The sequence below is a fragment of the Flavobacterium luteum genome, assembly GCF_008806775.1.
Classification (GTDB): domain Bacteria; phylum Bacteroidota; class Bacteroidia; order Flavobacteriales; family Flavobacteriaceae; genus Flavobacterium; species Flavobacterium luteum.
In genome coordinates this window covers 752,489-768,813 of record NZ_WAEM01000002.1, presented here as the reverse complement: position 1 = coordinate 768,813, position 16,325 = coordinate 752,489, and the positions used below count along the sequence as shown (strand labels likewise).

At 30.6% G+C, this 16,325-nt stretch carries 13 protein-coding genes; 6 read left to right on the top strand and 7 right to left on the bottom strand.

Annotated elements, in window-relative coordinates:
• The first annotated feature begins 101 nt into the window (after nt 1–101).
• The 3 genes from rnpA (at nt 102) to F6464_RS07115 (ending at nt 3,288) form a co-directional block, all read left to right on the top strand.
• Entirely contained in the window at nt 102–494 is a 393-nt protein-coding gene (rnpA, locus tag F6464_RS07125; RefSeq protein ID WP_151107102.1) for a ribonuclease P protein component, read from the top strand.
• A 341-nt stretch (nt 495–835) separates the two neighbouring features.
• On the top strand, nt 836–2,473 hold the full coding sequence (locus F6464_RS07120) for a S41 family peptidase (RefSeq protein ID WP_151107101.1): 1,638 nt from the start codon (nt 836–838) through the stop codon (nt 2,471–2,473).
• Nucleotides 2,473–3,288, top strand: a complete 816-nt coding sequence (locus F6464_RS07115; protein ID WP_151107100.1) for an OmpA family protein — start codon at nt 2,473–2,475, stop codon at nt 3,286–3,288. Before F6464_RS07120 ends, F6464_RS07115 begins: the two co-directional genes overlap by 1 nt.
• Here F6464_RS07115 and F6464_RS07110 read toward each other — a convergent pair whose 3' ends face one another.
• From F6464_RS07110 to F6464_RS07090, 5 genes are all read right to left on the bottom strand, one after another.
• Nucleotides 3,289–3,735, bottom strand: coding sequence for a GNAT family N-acetyltransferase (locus tag F6464_RS07110; protein WP_151107099.1), 447 nt, complete (start codon nt 3,733–3,735; stop codon nt 3,289–3,291). It lies immediately after the preceding gene.
• A 4-nt stretch (nt 3,736–3,739) separates the two neighbouring features.
• Entirely contained in the window at nt 3,740–4,720 is a 981-nt protein-coding gene (locus F6464_RS07105) for a DUF4837 family protein (RefSeq protein ID WP_151107098.1), read from the bottom strand.
• 136 nt (nt 4,721–4,856) lie between these two features.
• The gene (locus F6464_RS07100; protein ID WP_191963333.1) at nt 4,857–7,130 is read right to left on the bottom strand and encodes a LysM peptidoglycan-binding domain-containing protein; all 2,274 of its coding nucleotides are present in this window, start codon (nt 7,128–7,130) and stop codon (nt 4,857–4,859) included.
• Nucleotides 7,131–7,368: 238 nt separating this feature from the next.
• A complete protein-coding gene (locus F6464_RS07095) occupies nt 7,369–8,556 on the bottom strand; it encodes a phosphoglycerate kinase (RefSeq protein ID WP_151107097.1) in 1,188 nt (395 codons plus the stop codon).
• 76 nt (nt 8,557–8,632) lie between these two features.
• A complete protein-coding gene (locus tag F6464_RS07090) occupies nt 8,633–10,312 on the bottom strand; it encodes a hypothetical protein (RefSeq protein WP_151107096.1) in 1,680 nt (559 codons plus the stop codon).
• 194 nt (nt 10,313–10,506) lie between these two features.
• Between F6464_RS07090 and F6464_RS07085 the strand changes: the two genes are divergently transcribed.
• On the top strand, nt 10,507–11,655 hold the full coding sequence (locus tag F6464_RS07085; protein WP_151107095.1) for a DNA polymerase III subunit: 1,149 nt from the start codon (nt 10,507–10,509) through the stop codon (nt 11,653–11,655).
• A gap of 5 nt (nt 11,656–11,660) precedes the next feature.
• Nucleotides 11,661–12,044: a DoxX family protein gene (locus F6464_RS07080; RefSeq protein WP_151107094.1), complete on the top strand. Its 384-nt coding sequence runs from the start codon at nt 11,661–11,663 to the stop codon at nt 12,042–12,044.
• 265 nt (nt 12,045–12,309) lie between these two features.
• Here F6464_RS07080 and F6464_RS07075 read toward each other — a convergent pair whose 3' ends face one another.
• Both F6464_RS07075 and F6464_RS07070 read right to left on the bottom strand, forming a co-directional pair.
• Nucleotides 12,310–13,479: a T9SS type A sorting domain-containing protein gene (locus F6464_RS07075; RefSeq protein ID WP_151107093.1), complete on the bottom strand. Its 1,170-nt coding sequence runs from the start codon at nt 13,477–13,479 to the stop codon at nt 12,310–12,312.
• A gap of 173 nt (nt 13,480–13,652) precedes the next feature.
• Nucleotides 13,653–13,913 (bottom strand): T9SS type A sorting domain-containing protein, encoded by a 261-nt coding sequence (locus F6464_RS07070; protein WP_151107092.1) that lies wholly within the window; start codon nt 13,911–13,913, stop codon nt 13,653–13,655.
• Between the two features lie 479 nt (nt 13,914–14,392).
• Between F6464_RS07070 and F6464_RS07065 the strand changes: the two genes are divergently transcribed.
• A complete protein-coding gene (locus F6464_RS07065) occupies nt 14,393–16,303 on the top strand; it encodes an ATP-binding protein (RefSeq protein WP_191963332.1) in 1,911 nt (636 codons plus the stop codon).
• Nucleotides 16,304–16,325 lie beyond the last annotated feature (22 nt).

The following is a 16,325-nucleotide window of genomic DNA, read 5'->3' as shown; positions in this document are numbered from 1 at the left end:
CTAAAATCTTCCAAATACACAGCATATTTTGTACAAACCTCTTTAAAAAAATTTGTTTCCTCAATTTTGTACCTTTACCCGCTTAGCGCTAATAACAAGAAATGAACTTTACCTATCCAAAATCAGAGAAACTCAAAAGCAAAAAAACGATCGATTTACTTTTTTCTGAAGGGAAATCAGTATCGAAATTTCCATTGCGATTGGTGTATATAGAAAGCGATTATGGTATTGCTACAGATTCAGAACAGAAAATTAAGATGGGCGTTTCGGTTTCTAAAAAATATTTCAAACACGCTGTTGATAGAAATTATTTTAAACGCGTGTTGCGAGAAACCTATCGCTTAAACAAACATTTACTTACCGAAAACTTAGATAAACCGTATGCATTTATGTTTTTTTATCAAACCAAAGAGCGGTTAACCTATCAAGAAATTGAGACAAAAACGATTCAATTGTTTGAAAAATTTTTAGTTCAGATAAAAAAGGAAGAATAAACCACCTTAGACTAGAAGTCCATAGGTTTGGTTGGCAGTCTGAAAGTCTACCTGGTTAAAACAATGTCAAATAATGTAACCGCAGATTCGCAGATTTTAATTAATCAAGTAAAAATTAATCTGCGAATCTGTGGTAAACATTTTTAGAACCTGAAAGGTAAATTCACTAAAGTAGATTCCTGTCTGCCGATAGGCAAAGTTTTAACTATTTTTGAGACCAATAAAACCGAATACAATTCGTTAAGAATTTTAGAATAGGTTAAAACTATTCGTTTAAACGGCTATATTTGAACTTATTTCGTATTTTCGTTTGCAATAATTTAAAAAAGAATCCTAAAATCATGCATTCATTTCTTAAAAAAAGAGTGGTAATTCCTGTTGTAGCAAGTGCTTTTCTGTTTGTTGGTGTTAGTTTTAACCAAGATTTTTTTGAGGTTGCCAAGCAAATAGAAATCTTCACAACGCTTTTTAAAGCCGTCAATGCTAATTATGTAGATGATACGAATCCAGCAGATTTAATGGACAAAGCCATAAAAAGCATGCTCGCCGATTTAGATCCGTATACCAATTATTTTAACGAACAAGATGTTGTAAAATTTAAAATTAACAATACAGGGGAATACACTGGAATTGGCGCTTTAATTACCCGAAAAGATGGAAAACTCATCATAAAAGAACCGTATAAAAATTTTCCAGCTGATAAAGCAGGATTAAAAGCAGGTGACGAGATTGTTCAAATTGGCGATGTCAGTTTAATTGATTTTAAAGACGATGCCTCGCAATTGCTAAAAGGAGCGAAGAATACCAAAGTAGATATTAAATACATACGTCAAGGTAAAACGTTGAATACACAATTGGTTCTTGATGAAGTTGAGATTAAAGCAGTTCCGTTTTACGGAAAAGTAGATGATAAAACCGGTTATATCGTTTTGTCGCAATTCAACAAAAAAGCATCTTTAGAAACCAAAGAAGCTTTAGAACAACTGAAAAAAGAGGGTGCAGAAAAAATTATTCTAGATTTAAGAGGCAATCCGGGAGGTTTACTGGGTGAAGCGGTTAATATTTGCAATCTTTTTGTGCCAAAAGATGAAGTAATTGTAACTACAAAATCGAAAATAGAAAAACACAACAATACCTATAAAACTTCGCGAGAACCTATAGATACTGAAATTCCTTTAGTGATTCTTGTTGATGGAAAAAGCGCCTCTGCTTCAGAAATTGTTTCGGGGGCATTACAGGATTTAGATCGCGCCGTAATTGTTGGAAGCCGAAGTTTTGGAAAAGGTTTGGTACAGCGCCCAGTAGATTTAACCTACGGAACCCAAATAAAAATTACAATTTCACGCTATTATACGCCTTCTGGCCGTTGTATTCAAGCTTTAGATTATTCGCATAAAGACAAAGACGGAAAAGCAATACGAACGGCATCACAAAACTATAATGCTTTTAAAACCAGAAAAGGGAGACCTGTTTATGATGGTGGTGGCGTTTTGCCTGATGAAGTTCTAGAAGAATCTAAAACGAGTGCTATTGCCGAAGCTTTACTGAAAAACGACGGAATTTTCAATTATGTGACCGACTATTACTATAAAAATCCGAATTTAGGAACTGCAATTCCAACCATTTCTGATACTGATTTTATGGCATTTAAAGGGTTCTTAAAAAAGCAAAATTTTAATTTTGATACTGAAACTGAAGTGGCGCTAAAAAACACTTTGGCTGCTGCCAAAAAAGAAAAAATTGACGGATCAATTGCCACCGAATACCAACAATTATTGACTGCTTTGCAAAAAAGCGAAGAGAATCAATTGAATCAAAATCAGAAAGAAATTAAAAAATTAATTTTAGAAGAAATCATTAAACGCTATCAATACAAGGAAGGTTTGTATGAGTATTATATTAAAAACAATTCTGAGATTAAAAAAGCAGTTTCTATTTTGAATAACCCTTCGGAATACAAAAAAATATTACAACAATAATGATTCGATTTTTTAAAATATTTTCGTTTTTTATTTGCGGAATAGTGTATGCTCAGGAGGAAGTTGTGCAATCGGTTTATTTTGATTTTGATAAGTTTACTTTAGACGAAAAACAAGGAAATACCGTTGTTGATTTTATAAAAAAAACAGACTCTACACGAATCGAATCCATACAAATTTTTGGCTATACAGATGATGTTGGTAAAGAAGCGTACAATTTTAAATTGTCTACCAATAGAGCCAATGCCATTAGAGAAAAACTGACTTTTAATGGTATTAAAAATAAAATTATTGTAACCATAGAAGGTAAGGGACGCATACTTATAGATGATGATGTGGTAGAAAATCTTCCGGAACGTCGCTCTAAAAACAGACGTGTTGATGTAGTATTGAATTTAAAACCATTGCCTAAAATTGAAATTCCAGGTTTTTATAATACAATACAAAAGAAACATATTGTTGGTGATCACGTTTATTTAGAAAACCTTTTATTTGAACGTGGAAGTAGTAAACTTACATTTGAAGCAAAAACCCAATTGGATAAAATTTCGAGATTATTATTGAAATATAAAACTTTAGAATTCGAAATTCAAGGTCATGTCTGTTGTACGCCACCTTATCAAAAAGAAGCAATCGATAGGGAAACCAGAAAAAGGAATTTGTCTCATAATCGCGCCGAATCAGTTTACAAATACTTAGTTTTTAAAAAAATATCAAAAAACAGAATGTCTTTTAAAGGGTATGGCAACACGGTTCCGTTAGGTAAAGGTTCAGAATATGACCGCCGAGTAGAATTGGTAATTACAAAAATATAATTATTCCCTTTTCATTTCAATATGCGGAATATCGTCTTCTAAATACATTTCGCTGGTTTGCACAAAACCATGTTTTTCGTAAAATTTTTGTAAATACAATTGCGCCGAAATCGTAATTTTTGATTCCTTAAAATGAGTTTCAATACCTGAAATTGCTTGTTCCATCATAGCATGTCCCCATTTTTTGTCACGACAATGAGCGGCAATAACTACTCTGCCAATAGAAGCTTGCTGAAAATAATCGCCTGATTTAAAAAGTCGGGCATAAGCCACTAATTTACCCTCGTATTCACCCATTAAATGTAAAGCTCTTACATCTTTACCATCAATGTCTTGATAGACGCAATTTTGCTCTACAACAAAGACTTCACTTCTTAATTGTAGTATAGAGTATATTTCGGGTGCTGAAAGCGCTTTAAATGGCTTTATTTTCCATTGTATTGACATCGATTTACTTTTTCTTTAAAAATTCAACTGATTTTATTATAGATTCTAATTCAAACATTAAATCTCTTTTTTCTTTTGAAGGATCGTAACAAAATCCCTCTAAAACTAAAATCCGTTTATTGGTTCTATCAATAATCGTGTAGTTTATAAATGGGCCCGACATATAATCGTTTTTTAACTCCCAAGTTCCTTTAGTTTCATAGGCCTCTTTTCCGTTTAAATTTATATGAAATAAATAGGGTGAATAGGAATCTTCAGTAATCATATGTGTTCTCGGAATAGTACCGCGAATGTATAACCGACCTATAGAATCTCGATTTCGTATGATTTTATTAATAATATTTGTGTTCGGTTTTATGGTACGAAAAGGCAGTTGATAAATTAAAATACTCGTGTTTCCGCTTGTTATTTCTTTCTTTAACCAAATGAATTTTCTTCTTTCAAAAACATAATTATATCCTTTAGGAATATGAAGATTGATGTTGAATTTTTTTTGAATTTTTTTGGTTTCAATTCTTGCGGTGTCAATGATTCTCTGATTTTCTTCAATTTCAGTTTGACGCATTTTCTTGATAATCTCAGGGGCATTTTTTTCTATTAAAGCTAAAATACTTGCTGTAGTTTTTCCTGAAATATGAAATACATTTTGTGGTGATGCGTATTCATTTTCTACAATTTCAAAGTTGTTTTTAGCTTCTTTTTTTATAACAACGCTATTTCTAGTTTTAGTTACAAAACCTTCTAATAATTTTACAGGATATTGATTGATGTTAAAAAGAGGTTCTTCTTTGGGTAGTCCTATTACTGGAGCGGCAAACTTATTTCTAATACTATCACCTACTTCACCATTCCACAATTGATCATCGATTATTACTGAAATCGTGTTGATTTTTCCGATTGTTTTCTCAGTATTCTTATCATGCTTTTTAATACATGATAAAAAAAGTGTGGAAATAAAAAGCAATAAAAAAAGGGCGTTTTTCATATGCTGATATTTATTATTTTTTATCGGTCATATGTAATTTGCATTTCAATATTGGTGTTTGCGACGAATTTAGGCTAAGCTCATTTCATAATTTTATTGAATATGAAAGGCCCTAAATTTATGTAGTTTTTTTGAATTACCCGTTTATTTTCAATCGCATTCCAGGTTTTAATTCGTTTCCGCTAATTCCATTCCATTTTTTAATATCCGAAATTGTAATTCCTGGGTATTTTTTTGCAATGCTAAATAATGAATCTCCTTTTTTAACGAAATAATGATCGTCTTTTTCTCTTGCGCTATTTTTATCTTTTTTGTTGGGTTTTTCTGCAACTGATTTGCTATCATCAAGTACTAAAGTTTTTGCAACTACCAGTTTTTGTCCGAATTGAATGGTGTTTTCAGACAAATCATTCCATGTTTTTAAATCAGCAACAGCAACATTGTTCTTTTTCGCAATACTCCCTAAATTATCTCCTTTTTGAACGGTGTATTCTGTATTTTTAAATTCCGTTTTAGAAGTTGATAATTCGTCTTGTTTATTAATTAGGTCTGCAATTTTTAATTTACTTTCTAATTGAATATTGTTATCCGAAAGATTGTTCCATTGTTTTAAATCTTCAATAGAAACGTTATTTTTTCTTGCAATTGCACTTAAATTATCTCCTTGTTGCACTACATAAAAATCTGTTTCTTTCTCTATTGAAGCTATACTTTCAGTAGGTTTAACTTCTTTTCTAATTGTAGTTACAACTCTTTCATTACTTATAATTTTTAAACTTTTTCCTAATGGAATATTGTTATTTCTAAGTTTATTCCATTTTTTTATTTCAGCTACAGTTACACCATATTTATCTGAAATTTCACCAAGATTATCTCCTTTTTTAACTTTATGTAGTTTAGTTACATCTTTAAAAGAAATTACTTTTTCTTCTTTGTAGGTTTTTAATTCTCGAGGTGTTTTTAGTTCATTATTTTGAACTTGTGCAACAGCAGTAGTGGCAACAATATCTACTTTATTAACAACCGAAATAGTATCTTTCTTTTCTTTCTTTTCTTTGTAAGCTATACTTTCTGAAGTAATAATCTTTAAATTCCTTCCTAATGGTGCTTTATTGTTCTTTAGTCTGTTCCATTTTTTAATTTCAGACATAGTAACACTATACTTATCCGCTATTTCGCTTAAACTGTCTCCTCGTCTAACTTTATGAAACTTGGTTTTTGAAACGACATAACTATCACCAAACTTTAAAGAATCTCTGGAGGCAAAAGCATGTTGTTGTCGTGTAAAAGGTTTCTCTCTTTGGTCTAACTCTCTTTGAACATAAGCATAAATTTTATCCTCATTTGAAGTAAAAACAGCAATTTTTTGAGATGGTAACGTCAAGAAATGTTTTTTGTCATTGTATGTAGGAACCACATTTAACTTGTATTGTGGATTCAAAAGCTGCAACTGAGCTACAGGAATGTCTAGTAAATCTGAAATTTGTTTAAAACTCATTTGCTTCTTAACCATAATCGTATCAGTAGCAAATTGTTTTACTTTAGCTCTTTCAGGTTTAATTCCGTGAGCAGTATGATATTCATAAATATACATTGTAGCTAAAAACGCAGGAACATAACCTTGTGTTTCTTGAGGCAAATGTTTTCTGATATTCCAGTAATTTTGTTGCCCTCCAGATCGTCGAATGGCTTTAGACACATTACCTGGTCCGGAATTATATGAAGCTAAAACCAAATCCCAATCTCCGAATATTTTATACATATTAGTCATGTATTGAGCAGCGGCTTGACTGGCTTTTAAGGGATCACTTCTATCATCTACGTAAGAATCGATATTTAAATTATATTGCTTTCCTGTTTGATACATGAATTGCCAAAGCCCAGTTGCACCAACACGCGAAACTGCTTTAGGATTTAATGCAGATTCAACAACCGCAAGATATTTAATTTCAAGAGGAACATTTTGTTTAGATAAAGCTTCCTCAAAAATTGGGAAATAGTACTCTGAAATAGCCATTAATCTTTCGAAAGACTTTTTTCTATTCTTAAGAAATGATTTAATAATATTTTCTAGCCCCTGATTGTACTCAATATTAAAAGGCGATTTAGCGTCCATGGCAGCTAATCTGGCTTTCAATAATTCAGTAGGCAATTCATAATCTACTTTTTCGTCTAGATTTATTGATTTAATGTCTGATTCTAAATCATTGTAAATATCTAAACTGGTTAATTCTTTCAGCCACAGACTATCCACACGAGATGCTAAATTGTCATTTACAAATGTTCTTTTTATAGAATCTAAAAAAGCTAGATTAGATTGTCTTCTAACTAAATTACTAGAAATACTCTGGGCAAAAGTGTTTCCTGCAATAAGCAAAAGAACAGATAAGGTGATTTTTCTTAAATTCATATATTTTGTTTTAATTGTTTTTAGTAGGTAAAAACAATATTATTTTTTAAACTTTATATTTAGCAAAAAAAACATTAAAATAAAGTACAAAACCGAACTTTATTTACAAGTAGCTATCTTTCAAACAATTGTCTTTTTGCAAACATAAGAATCTTAAAGGAATAAAAGTCAATACTATAACTTAAATTTCTCCTAAATATTGTTAAAAATGCATTTTTTAACTAAATATTGATAGAATCTATTCTAAAATTGCAACAATTCCTGGCAAAACTCTTCCTTCCAACATTTCTAACATCGCTCCTCCTCCAGTAGAAACATAACTCATTTTATCTTCTAATCCGAATTGTTTTACCGCAGAAACTGAATCTCCACCACCTACTAAAGAAAAAGCTCCTTTTTCGGTTGCTTCAGCTATATAATTTCCTAATTCTATAGTTCCGTTCGCAAAGGTTGGCATTTCAAAAACACCCAAGGGTCCGTTCCAAAGTATGGTTTTTGATTCTAAAATTACTTTTTTGAAATTTTCTAATGATTTTGGACCTGCATCTAAACCTTGCCATCCATCAGGAATTTTAGTAACATCAACAATTTGTGTTTGAGCATCATTAGAAAAAGCATTTGCTGCTACAACATCAACAGGAATATGTATTTGAACTCCCTTTTCTTTAGCCAATCTCAAAATTTCTAAAGCCAATTCCTGTTTGTCATCTTCACAAATAGAATCGCCAATCGTACCTCCTAATGCTTTCACAAAAGTAAAAGTCATACCTCCGCCAATAATCATGTGATCTACTTTGTCTAAAATATTTTCGATAACCGTAATCTTTGAAGATACTTTTGAACCTCCAAGTACTGCTGTTACTGGTTTTTCACTGTTTTTAAGCACACGGTTTAAACTTTCTATTTCTTTCGCTAATAATGTTCCAAAACATTTATCATTAGGGAAAAATTGTGCAATTATTGTGGTAGAAGCGTGAGCTCTATGAGCCGTTCCGAAAGCATCATTTACATAAACATCTCCAAGTGAGGCTAATTCTTTTGCAAAAGGAACATCTCCAACTTCTTCTTCTTTATAAAAACGTAAATTTTCTAGTAATAAAACTTCTCCAGGTTTTAAATTTTCAGCAGCATTTTTAGCTACAGCTCCGATACAATCTTCTGCAAATTTTACTGGAACTCCAAGGACTTCTGAAGCCGTATTTAAAATATGCTTTAATGAATACTTTTCTTCAACTCCTTTTGGTCTACCAAGGTGTGACATCAAAATTACACTTCCTCCATCGGCTAAAATTTTATCGATTGTAGGTTTAGCTGCTTCTATTCTAGTGGCATCTGTAACATTAAATTTTTCGTCTAACGGAACATTAAAATCGACACGAATTAAAGCTTTTTTATTTTTGAAATTGAAATCTTGAAGTGTTCTCATTTTTAGTATTTATAGAATTATAATTTCACAAAGGTACGGCTTTGTTTTTTTCTAAAAAAAATAATTTGAAAACAGTTTACACCTCTTTTTTGTAAGGACTAATTCTTTTGGTTTTAGTTTTTTTATTATTTGAATAAACTAATGGAGAAGATTGTTTAGAATTATTTACGGATAATACCCACATATCTTGAGAGTAAGTATCATTGAATTTTGAAGCTTTTAAATTCTCTACTAACTTTTTATCATCGCTTTTAACTATATAAACATAATAAAATTTCTTGATAGGATTAAAAAAAGATGCGGCATTTAATCCTTTATTTTTTAAGAATTTAATGAAATTAATGCTATTTCTTTGTTTTGCAAATACATTTACGATAATGTAATATCCCTTTGTTTGACCTGGAATATCATAATTAAAAATTTCCTTGACAACGGTTGGTGTTACAGAAGGTACAACCAAAGCTGATTCTTCTTGCTTTGCAATTGTTGGTTTTGGTGTAATGTTATAAGTAACTTCTTTTACAGGTTCTGAAGTTTGTTCTGGTTTTGGATTATCTGATGCGTTCTCAACCACTGTAGCGGATGATGTTGGAGTTGCAGCTAAAGGATTTTCTTTTGATTCTTCTAGTTTTATAATTTTAACTGTTTCTAAGCACTCTACATTAAAAGCTGTAAAGAATAAAAAGTATCTGTCTCCAGATGTTTTTAAACGAATTGTTGCCTTTTTAGTATTGTTGGCAATAACCGAATTGTCTGGATTTGGAATAGTAATAAGGCTAGAGTCGTATCCTAATGTGTTTTTACTATGTGGTTCTCTGTTTAAAAAATGCTCGTTTTCGATTGAAATAGTACTATTAAAAAAATTGTTTTCATTTCGTAACAAATTACTAAACGGAATGTACTTTTCTTTATTTGAAACTTTAAACAGCACTTGGTCTCCAACTAGATTTGAATCTCCTTCTAATGCAGCAATGGCTATTTTCGCATTTACATGACCTTCAGGTAGGGTTTGAAAGCCCGAATAAACCAAATCCAAAGCCTTATTTGTAATCCCTGCAAAACCATCAAAGCTTGTTATGACTTTTTCTTTCATGGATTGATCTTCATATACAACAAACATTGTCCAACCTCCAGCTACTCCACCTTTAATCTTACCTACTGTTGCTCTTATGTTCGCAACTGTATACGTTCCTAATGGATTTGATAAATTTAAAATCTCTTTTGTAATATCGGCATAAATGGCATAAGGAGCATTTTCTTTAAAATTTCTATATCCTAATCCGTCAAATATAACTTCCCCTTTTATGTCAATATAATTTTCTTGGTTAGGTAGTTTAATTTTAATTTCATTAAAGTCTTCTCTTGTAGGGTCTAAAGGTAAAAATTGACCTTCTTTTGTTAATTCTCCGTTATTGTATTTGTAGGTAGCAGACCAATATAATCCTGCATAAACAATTTTTTTTGAGTCCTTTTTTTCAAAAATTAAGTCTACGCTACTTGAAGAAAAAGTGCTTGAATCATTATCAATATCAATATAACCCATTACAAACTCATCATTATGCTTAGAAGAGCTTATGTTTGAAGTATTGTAAGGAATATTCGAATTCCCTTTTTCAACTCTATTAGTAATATTATTTGAAATTACCGTCATATCGCCTTTAAGAGAGGCTTTGTATCTTAATTTAAAAGGAGTAGTTAATTGTGAGTAAGAAATTAAAAACGAAAAAATTGCAAGAAGGAAATAAATTTTTTTCATTAAATTAATATTTTGTTAATTCCAAATTATTTAATGTATTTTATTTGAAACACCCATATTTATTAACAAATGTACCTTATTTTTTTAATTGAACAAAAAATAAATAAGAATTTTAGTTAACTTTAAGTTTTATAATTTCATTCTTTAAAGAAATTTCATTCAATTGAATAATCAAAAAACTTTATATTTGCTACATGCTGTTTTCAGAAATATTAGGTCAAGAATATATTAAAAGTCATTTGACGCAGAGTGCTAACTCTGGTAGAATTCCCCATGCTCAATTATTTGTTGGGCCAGAAGGGTCAGGTACTTTAGCTGCTGCAATAGCTTATGCGCAATATGTATTGTGTAACAATATATATAATGAAAATGACGGTGGGAATGAATCGTGTAATTTAAAATTTCAAAGCGTTTCACATCCAGACTTGCACTTTACATATCCTACAGTAACTACTGAAGATATAAAAACCAAACCAAAAAGCATTGATTTTATTGCTGATTGGCGACAGTTTATTATCGAAAACCCTTATGGTAGTTTATTTGATTGGTATCAAGTTCTTGGAGTTCAAAACAAACAAGGAGAAATTCGTGTAGAAGATGCGCAAGAGATTTTAAAATCTTTAGCATTAAAATCCTATGAAGGTGGCTATAAAATAATGATTATTTGGATGGCTGATAAAATGAATATCTCGGCATCGAATAAATTATTGAAATTACTAGAAGAACCTACAGATAAAACGTTGTTTATTCTAATATCAGAAAATGAAGAAGACATCATTCAAACTATTCGTTCTCGATGTCAAGTATTGCATTTTAATGCGTTGCCCGAAAAAGTGATTGCTGAAGCACTAATTGCTCAAAAAGGCATAGATGCTAGAATGGCTACTAAAATTGCTCATCAAGCTCAAGGAAATTACAATAAAGCTTTACAACTAATAGAAGATAAAGGCGAAGATGCTTTTTTTGAAAAACATTTTGTCGATTGGGTTCGAGCCGCCTTTAGAGCCAAAGGAAATGCTTCAGCGATTCAGGATTTGATAATCTGGAGCGAGCAAATTGCTAGTTTGGGAAGAGAAACACAAAAAAAATTTCTGCACTATTGCATCAATATGTTTCGTCAAGCATTGTTGCTGAATTATCAAACCACTAGTTTGGTGTATATGGAACCAAAAATTGAAAAATTTAAACTAGAGAATTTTGCTCCATTTGTAAACAGCGCTAATATTCACGATATCTTTAAAGAACTTTCGGATGCTATGTATCATATTGAGCGCAACGGAAATGCAAAAATAATTTTGACAGATCTATCTATAAAACTAACCCGTTTAATCCATAAAAAATAACTCTTATGTTTAATGTTGCATCCATTTTAGTTTTAGTATTGCTTGCAGTAACTTTTATACAATCAGGTTATGATAAAGCCATTTATTGGAAGGATAATTTGACATGGTTGAAAGAACATTTTGCCAATACTCGACTAAAAAACCACGTGCCTTTAGCCTTATTTCATATTCTGGTTTTAGAACTTATTTCAGGAATATTAGCTGTAGTAGGATGTATACAATTGATAGTAAATAATGGCAGAACTTTTGGTCTTTATGCCGGAATTTTTTCTTGTATTACTTTAATCATGTTGCTTTTTGGGCAACGACTAGCCAAAGATTATGATGGCGCTCGAACAATTGTACTTTATTTTATTCCTGCTGTGATGGTGGTGTATTGGTTGAGTTAATAATTCATATTCCATTTATATCATTGAAATTAAAAACTAAATACGAACATAGATTTAAATTATTTTGCAAATAACTTCAATTAGAAATTACTAGAAAAGTTAGTAAAGACATTGCTTAAAAAAACTCAAACCATCATTTTCGCTGAACTTATTACTAGAGCAATTAGAAATAGGTGGGTATAAGTAAATGTAAAGTACTTTAATATAAAAAGAGGGTTCAACTACCATAAGTTGAACCCTCTTTTAAAATTAATAGAATTACATTTTACTCTTTAATAAATTTGCTTACAAACTTTTCTTTTCCTGAAAAAGCTTGAATTAAATACATCCCTTTAGCTAGGTTTTGTACATCTACTTGATTTGTATTTTGGTTTTGTTGCAAGATTGTTTTTCCAGAAACATCAGATACAATAACTTTATCGATTTTATAGTTGGATGCGTTTTGAATAGTCAAGAAATCTTTGGCGGGATTTGGGAATACGCATATCGTTGCTTTAGCTATTTCGTTTTTTTCTGTACCTAAAACAATGGTATTGCTATAATTGTAAGTCGTTGTGCCATATTTAGAATTCGTATAACCTAGCACCTTATTTACATGAGGATTTTGACTAAGATAGTCTGTCCCGTCTTTATCATTAAAAGGATTCACAAAACTAGACATAAGGCTCGATGTATCGTATGTATAATTCCTTATGTTATTTTGAGTATTGTCGGTTGCATTGGTGTAGGTTTCGCTAGTTACATTACCATTGGCATCTAATACATAATCGGTTTGATTGGTTACTTTCCAGTTGGCATTAAAATCATCCCAACTAGCTTCTCTATCAGTTATAAGTTGGTTATTGCCATTATAGGTGCGTAAATCTTTTTCTGAATTAACCCAATTAGCACCATCCCATTTTTCAAATAGTAATGAAGTTATTTTATTATTTGCATTATTAGTTATGGTAAGTCGAGTAGCGGGTGCCCACTGGGAACCATCCCAATTATAGAATAAACCACTGTCTGGCATATTTTTACTATTCCAAGTAAGAGTATTTTTACGGCTATTTGTCCAACTTGAGTTAGAGGTATTCCAATTTTGAATAATACTTTCTGTTATATTGCCATTGGTGTACGTATTTAATCTTTTATCTGAATTTTCTAATTTATTAGTTGTTGCATTCCAATTTTGATAAATATTTACTAAAACTTTATTACTAGCATTGTACGTATAACTGTCTTTAGAAGAGATTTGCCATGAGTTAGTTTGCCAAAAACTGAGTGATGTTTCTGAAATTAGGTTGTTGTTACTGTCGTATTCATAATTAGAACCTTGACCGTTTTGCCAAACATTATTAACATCTAGGTACTGGGTAACACTTGATAATAATTTGTTTTGTCCTTGTAAGGTAATCGTAAAAACGATTAACATAAATAATGTAATTTTTTTCATAATTTTTATTTAGTTTACCTACTCTCTTCAGGATTTTCGGCGTACTCCTTTTTTATAAAATAAGTAACCCTATCAGGGTTTTAACATTGATAGGGTTTTAATGATTTACCCTGTTATGGTGGCCATGGTTACGTCGCTCCAGGCGCCCGTTTCGCCACGCGTATTTTCCCACCTCAGCCAGTAATAAGCTGTTTTGCCAGAGGTCTATTGGTTTTGTTTTTTGTAAACGTTTGAGTAAATTCTCCGTAATTGGTTTCAACTTTTAAAACATAAGTTCCTATTAAAAGTTTATTTATAGTGACATGATTTTTTAATTGACATTTAAAAAGCAGTCTAGTACCTGTTTCATTAAATATTTCTACTGATCTTGTATATGTATTGGGAAATAGGGTCCATTTTAAAATTTTTTTAACTGTGTTTGGATAAATTATCATATTCTATGACCGATTTTATTAAGTGTTTGGTTACCGTAAATCTTGGAGCAACAACTGCTGAGTAATTCTTTAGTAAAGCTTACTTTAAATTTAAAAGGGCACAACACCCTATAAATAGGGTTTTGGGACTTATATAACATACTTCTTTAGATATTCGATTTATTAATTGAACTGAAATATAAAAAGGTAAAAATGAAATATAAACTACTTGAAAAGTAAATTTAAATTCAAAAATATTTAAATTGCTAAGACAGCACAATAGGGGAAACCCTATTTTTATAAGGAATTTTCCTTAAATTGTTTTTGTTTTAAAACTAGACTTATTCAAAAAAAACTTTACATTTATATCTTGACTGCTTTTAGTATAAAATTCAATAGCTTTTAGTTGGTTTTAGATCAATAGCTGTATTTTTAGAACAGCAACCTTATAATTTACTATGTTTTATAAAAATAATCTTAAGCAATACATAGTCATTTATATGCTGTTTAGTTATGTTTGTGGTATTGCCCAACATACTATAAAAAAAAATGTCTATTATTTAGAAGGAGTTCATTCGAAGTCACTTTTAAATTATTTAGACTGTTGGAAAGACTCCTCAGACAGAAGTACTATAGTTAATGCCGCAAATGCATTAAAAAACAATCATTTTAAGTCTTGGAAATCTACACGATTATTGTATGCGGTAAATTCATCTAAAGATTTGTGGGTTCATCTTGTGGTACAAAACCATTCGCCAAAAGAAAAGAAATATTGGTGGGGTATTTATACACAATCAGATACTGTTTTTGTTTATGAAAAACTACACCAAAAATGGTTTGTTGTAGATACTTTAGATTATTCTCGTGTCTCGAATTCTAGAAATATAAGAACGCGGTTCCTGGCTACAACGCTAAATTTTAGTACAAATCCCAATAAGGAACTTCTATTGCAAATAAAAAACAAGCGCCATTCTAGCTATGTTTACTTTGATATTACTACTGCAATTGATAATTTAGAATGGGAAGTTGGTTTCTATTGGAAGATTGGAATTCTCATTGGGGGATTTTTAATTATATGCATCATAAGCATTTTAGCTGGTTTGATTGTGTTTAAGAAAATATTTTTTGTTTACGCAATTTACCTTTTTGTAGTCATTCAAATATTGCTTCAAGAAGAGTTGTTTATAGCTGTATTTCCTAGTCCTATATTTGATGTTTTATATAGATTGAATTCTTTGCCATTAGCACTAATAAGCGTTTCTCTACATTTTTTAACTACTTTTTTATTAGCAAAATTGTTAAAAATAGATCTGGGATTGAAAGGAATCTTAATACCTTATTATTTAAGTTTTACTATTGCATTTGGCATCTTGTTTAGCCTAATTTATTTCTTGTTTATGGAGCATTTGGGTTTTAACACTATTATTTACTCTGTATTTTGGAAAGTTTCCTATTTCTTTATTCTTCTTACAATTGCCCTCAATGGGTTATTTATATTCTTCAATTTTAAAAAGTATAACTATGGTGTACTAGGAGGTGTAGTATCTCTATTTTTTTTATGTTTTAATCCTGCCAGTTATTTCTTTAATTATCTAGGTTTTATAAAACTATATGACATTTCATATCCGTTTTATTTTTATATAATTACTTTCAGTGAAACCGTTTTTTTAGGTGGACTTATAGCCTTTTTTTATAGAAATACGGTTAAAAAAAACTATATGTTGATGACTGATAAAAATCTTATTTACGAAAAATTGTTACGCAACAAATTAGCACATCAAAAAGAGCTAAACGCTACAATTGTTGAAACACAAGAAATGGTTTTTGAAAATATTTCTCAAGAGTTGCATGATAATGCAGGGCAGCAATTGTCTGTGATTAATTTTCAGATTGAGAATTTAAAATTAGATTTTCCTGATTTTACTGATAACTTATCTCCTATTTCGTTTTCCATACAAAAATTATCCGAAAATTTACGCCAAATTAGCCATTCGATAGACCATAATTATTTATCAGAAAAGGGATTAATAGATTCAATTTTTGTTGAAGTATCGCGAATTAATGAAAATAAAACAATCTCATTTAATTTGCTAATTGAAGATCAAAAGAACCGAAAATTTAAATATAACGAACAAATTATAATTTACAGAATTTTTCAAGAAAGCATCAATAATATATTAAAGCATGCCAAGGCGACTAAAGTTACTATCAATATTATAACATTTCCTCTTTTTAGACTTGAAATTGAAGACAACGGTATTGGTTTTGACCAAAAAATAAAGGTCCCGAAAAGCAAAAGTATGGGATTGAAAAATTGTTATAATCGAGCAAAAATAATTGGATATGATTTTGAAATTGAATCGTTTCCTACTGAGGGGACTAAAATTCTTTTAAAAGAGAAAGAAAAATAACAGCACTGTGTTACCAAGTATA